General features: G+C 70.1%; 4 protein-coding genes. All 4 read left to right on the forward strand.

Annotated elements, in window-relative coordinates; translation table 11 throughout:
- Positions 1-296: 296 nt before the first annotated feature.
- The 4 genes from kdpF to kdpC are packed head-to-tail and all read left to right on the forward strand — an operon-like array spanning position 297 to position 4822.
- Positions 297-386 (forward strand): K(+)-transporting ATPase subunit F, encoded by a 90-nt coding sequence (kdpF, locus tag ACFV04_RS43190; protein WP_380349512.1) that lies wholly within the window; start codon positions 297-299, stop codon positions 384-386.
- Between the two features lies 1 nt (position 387).
- A complete protein-coding gene (gene kdpA, locus ACFV04_RS43195; protein ID WP_380349509.1) occupies positions 388-2052 on the forward strand; it encodes a potassium-transporting ATPase subunit KdpA in 1665 nt (554 codons plus the stop codon).
- A complete protein-coding gene (gene kdpB / locus ACFV04_RS43200) occupies positions 2052-4169 on the forward strand; it encodes a potassium-transporting ATPase subunit KdpB (RefSeq protein WP_380536552.1) in 2118 nt (705 codons plus the stop codon). The genes kdpA and kdpB overlap by 1 nt, the downstream gene beginning before the upstream one ends.
- Before the next feature lie 17 nt (positions 4170-4186).
- Positions 4187-4822, forward strand: coding sequence for a potassium-transporting ATPase subunit KdpC (kdpC, locus tag ACFV04_RS43205; RefSeq protein ID WP_380349503.1), 636 nt, complete (start codon positions 4187-4189; stop codon positions 4820-4822).
- Positions 4823-4938: the final 116 nt, after the last annotated feature.

A 4938-nucleotide genomic window follows, 5' to 3' on the forward strand; every position in this document is an offset into this window, starting at 1 on the left:
GCCCCGGACGGCACCTGCCGTCCGGGGCCGTTCGTCGTCCCACGACGGTGCGCGTCAAGGTCGCGTCAACGCGGCGCCGTCACCCGTATGGAGGGCGTCAGGGCCCGATAACGCGCCCCTGACGGCTGCTTTGCTGCATGTGCCGGTCGTCCGCCGGCGCCGCGCGAGCCCTTCGGCCCAGGTCGCGGCATCTCCCGAACCACGCTGGTGGAGCCCATGTCCGATCTCATCTACGTCGGTGTCACGGTCGCCGTGTTCGCCGTCATCGCCCTGATCGCGCGGGGGGTGGAGAAGCTGTGAGTGCAGAGAACATCGCTGGTCTGGCCGTGGCCGTCGCACTCGTCGGCTACCTCGTCGTGGCGCTGATCTTCCCGGAGAAGTTCTGACATGGGATCCACTCTCGCGGGCTGGCTGCAGGCCCTCGCCCTCGTCGGCGCGCTGGCCCTGTGCTACCGCCCCCTGGGCGACTACATCGCCCGCGTCCTGACCACCTCGAAGCACCTCAGAGCCGAGCGCGGCATCTACCGGGTGATCGGTGTCGACGGCGACGCCGACCAGCGCTGGTCGGTGTACCTGCGCTCGGTGCTGGCCTTCTCGGCCGTCTCCGTCCTCTTCCTGTACGGCCTGATCCGGCTGCAGGGCTACCTGCTGCTGAACCTGGGCGTCCCGCAGATGGAGGGTCACCAGGCCTGGAACACCGCGATCTCGTTCGTCGCCAACACCAACTGGCAGTCCTACGCGGGTGAGTCCGCGATGGGCCACCTGGTGCAGATGGCGGGCCTGGCGGTGCAGAACTTCGTCTCCGCGGCCGTCGGAATCGCCATCGTGGCGGCGCTGATCCGGGGCTTCACCCGCAACCGGACCGACCGGGTCGGCAACTTCTGGGTCGACCTGGTCCGGATCAACCTGCGACTGCTGCTGCCGATCGCGTTCGTGTTCGCCCTGGTCCTGGCCGCCTCCGGCGTGATCCAGAACTTCCACGGCTTCCACGAGGTGACCACGCTCAGCGGCGGGGTGCAGCAGATCCCGGGCGGCCCGGTGGCTTCCCAGGAGGTCATCAAGCTGCTCGGCACCAACGGCGGCGGCTTCTTCAACGCCAACTCGGCCCACCCCTTCGAGAACCCGAACGGCTTCTCCAACCTGGTCGAGGTCTTCCTGCTGCTGGTGATCCCGTTCGCGCTGCCGCGGACCTTCGGCCGGATGGTCGGCGACAATCGCCAGGGCTACGCGATCGTCGCCGTGATGGGCCTGTTCTGGGTCGCCTCGACCGCCCTGCTCACCTTCGCCGAGTCCCAGCACTCCGGCAGTGCGCTGCAGGCGGCCGGCGCCGCGATGGAGGGCAAGGAGCAGCGCTTCGGCATCGCGGCCTCGGGTCTGTTCGCCGCGTCGACGACGCTGACGTCGACCGGTGCGGTGAACTCCTTCCACGACTCGTTCACGCCGTTCGGCGGCGGGCTGACGGTGTTCAACATGATGCTGGGCGAGATCGCGCCCGGCGGCACCGGCTCCGGCCTGTACGGCATGCTCGTGCTGGCGATCGTCGCGGTGTTCGTCGCCGGGCTGATGGTGGGGCGCACCCCCGAATACCTGGGCAAGAAGCTCGGCGGCCGGGAGATGAAGTTCGCCTCGCTGTACATCCTCACCACGCCGACGATCGTGCTGGTCGGCACCGGTGTGGCGATGGCCCTGCCGGGCGAGCGGGCCGGGATGCTCAACTCGGGCGCCCACGGCTTCTCCGAGGTGCTGTACGCCTTCACCTCCGCCGCCAACAACAACGGCTCGGCGTTCGGCGGCATCACGGTCAACACCGACTGGTACGACACCGCGCTCGGCCTGGCGATGATCTTCGGCCGGCTGCTGCCGATCGTCTTCGTGCTGGCGCTGGCGGGTTCGCTCGCCCAGCAGCAGCCGGTTCCGGCCACCCCGGGCACCCTGCCCACTCACAAGCCGCTGTTCGTGGGCCTGCTGTCGGGCGTGATCCTGATCGTCGTCGGCCTCACCTACTTCCCGGCCCTGGCTCTCGGGCCGATCGCGGAAGGTCTCACCTCCTGATGTCCACCCCCACGCTCAACCCCGCACCGGCCGACACCGAGGCCGCGCCGGCCGCGCCGCACAGAGTGGCCAGCGGCCTCCTCGACCCGAAGCTGATCGTCGCCTCCCTCCCGGACGCGGTGAGGAAGCTCGACCCCCGGGTGATGATCAAGAACCCGGTGATGTTCGTGGTCGAGGTGGGCTCGGTCGTCACCACGATCTCCGCGATAGCCGACCCGTCCGTGTTCGCCTGGTCCATCACCGTCTGGCTCTGGCTGACCACGGTCTTCGCCAACCTGGCCGAGGCCGTCGCCGAGGGCCGCGGCAAGGCGCAGGCCGACACCCTGCGCAAGACCAAGACCGAGAGCGTCGCCCGCCGGCTCACGAACTGGCCCGCCGGTGACGCCGAGGAGGAGGTCCCGGGCACGGCCCTGCGGCTCGGCGACCACGTGGTGGTCGAGGCCGGTCAGGTCATCCCCGGTGACGGTGACGTCGTCGAGGGCGTCGCCTCGGTGGACGAGTCGGCGATCACGGGTGAGTCCGCGCCGGTGATTCGCGAGTCCGGCGGCGACCGCAGCGCCGTCACCGGCGGTACGAAGGTGCTGTCCGACCGGATCGTGGTGAAGATCGCCTCGGAGCCCGGCAAGTCGTTCATCGACCGGATGATCGCCCTGGTCGAGGGCGCCGCCCGGCAGAAGACGCCCAACGAGATCGCGCTCAACATCCTGCTGGCCTCGCTGACCATCGTCTTCCTGGTCGCGGTCGTCACGCTCCAGCCGATGGCGACCTACGCGGGCGCCCCGCAGTCGATGATCGTGCTGGTCGCCCTGATCGTGGCGCTCATCCCGACCACGATCGGCGCGCTGCTGTCCGCCATCGGCATCGCCGGCATGGACCGGCTGGTGCAGCGCAACGTGCTGGCGATGTCCGGGCGCGCCGTCGAGGCCGCCGGGGACGTCAACACCCTGCTGCTCGACAAGACCGGCACGATCACCCTGGGCAACCGCCAGGCCGCCGAGTTCCTGCCCGCCCCGGGCGTGGGCACCGACGAACTGGCGAGCGCCGCGCAGCTCTCCTCCCTCGCGGACGAGACGCCGGAGGGCCGCTCGATCGTGGTCCTCGCCAAGACCGAGTACGGTCTGCGGGCCCGCGCCCAGGGCGAGTTGACGCACGCCACCTGGGTGCCGTTCACCGCCCAGACCCGCATGTCGGGCGTCGACCTGGACGAGGCGGACGGGGTGCACCAGGTCCGCAAGGGCGCGGCCGGCGCGGTCACCGCCTGGGTGGCCGAGAACGGCGGCTCGGTCGGCGACGAGGTCTCCGCCCTGGTCGACGGCATCTCGGCGGCCGGCGGCACCCCGCTGGTCGTGGCGACGAGGACGGGTGGCAGGCCCGCCCGCGTCCTCGGGGTGATCCACCTCAAGGACGTGGTCAAGGAGGGCATGCGGGAGCGCTTCGACGAGCTGCGCCGGATGGGCATCAAGACGGTCATGATCACGGGCGACAACCCGCTGACGGCCAAGGCGATCGCGGAGGAGGCCGGCGTCGACGACTTCCTCGCCGAGGCCACCCCCGAGGACAAGATGGCCCTGATCAAGAAGGAGCAGGAGGGCGGCAAGCTGGTCGCGATGACCGGCGACGGCACCAACGACGCCCCCGCCCTCGCCCAGGCCGACGTCGGCGTCGCGATGAACACCGGGACCATGGCGGCCAAGGAGGCCGGCAACATGGTCGACCTCGACTCCAACCCCACCAAGCTGATCGAGATCGTGGAGATCGGCAAGCAGCTGCTGATCACCCGCGGCGCGCTGACCACCTTCTCCATCGCCAACGACGTGGCCAAGTACTTCGCGATCATCCCCGCGATGTTCGCCGGGGTCTACCCGGGCCTGAGCCACCTCAACGTCATGGGCCTGCACAGCCCCCAGTCCGCGATCACCTCGGCGATCATCTTCAACGCCCTGGTCATCATCGGCCTGATCCCGCTCGCCCTGCGCGGCGTGCGCTACCGCCCCTCCGACGCCAGCTCCCTGCTGCGCCGCAACATCGGGATCTACGGCTTCGGCGGTCTGGTGGTGCCGTTCGTCGGCATCAAGCTGATCGACCTGGTCGTCCAGTTCATCCCCGGCCTCAACTGAGAGAGGAGTCCACCGCGATGTCCAAGCCCCTGCCCGCCTCCGTGCGGACCCATTTCACCGCACTGCGCGTGCTCCTGGTGCTGACCGTCATCCTCGGAGTCGTCTACCCGCTGGTGGTCACCGGCATCTCCCAGGTCGCCTTCGGCGACAAGGCCAACGGCTCGATCGTGAAGGCCGACGGCAAGGAGGTCGGCTCCAGCCTGCTCGGCCAGAACTTCAACCTGCCGAAGAAGAACCCGGACGACCCGAAGGAGGAGGCGCAGCCGGACCCGAAGTGGTTCCAGCCCCGGCCCTCCGCCGCCGGGACGGGCTACGACGCCTCCTCGTCCGGTGCCTCCAACCAGGGCCCGAACAGCGACGACCTGCTGAAGGCCGTCAACGACCGCCGCGCCGCCGTCGCCGCCTTCGACGGCGTCGACCCGGCGAGCGTCCCGGCCGACGCGCTGACCGCCTCGGGCTCCGGCCTCGACCCGGACATCTCGCCGGCCTATGCCAAGGAGCAGGTCAACCGGGTCGCCAGGGAGCGCGGACTGCCGGCCGACAAGCTGAACCAGCTGGTCGACACGTACACCGAGGGCCGCTCGCTCGGCTTCCTCGGCAACGAGGCGGTCAACGTCGTCCTCCTCAACAAGGCGCTCAGCGAGCAGAAGTGACACCGCATCGGAACAGCGGTTGAACCGGGCCGGCCCGGGCACGGGAGAACACCTCCCCCCCCCGCGGCCGCCGCCCCCCGGCCGCGCGCCCCACCACCCCCGGGGCCCCCCACCCC

The organism is Kitasatospora sp. NPDC059599 (assembly GCF_042735125.1).
Lineage (GTDB): Bacteria > Actinomycetota > Actinomycetes > Streptomycetales > Streptomycetaceae > Kitasatospora.

Bases quoted from the DNA above. Each gene is read 5' to 3' on its own strand.
- kdpB (WP_380536552.1), top strand. From the start codon at position 2,052: ATGTCCACCCCCACGCTCAACCCCGCACCGGCCGACACCGAGGCCGCG.
- kdpA (WP_380349509.1), top strand. From the start codon at position 388: ATGGGATCCACTCTCGCGGGCTGGCTGCAGGCCCTCGCCCTCGTCGGC.
- kdpC (WP_380349503.1), top strand. From the start codon at position 4,187: ATGTCCAAGCCCCTGCCCGCCTCCGTGCGGACCCATTTCACCGCACTG.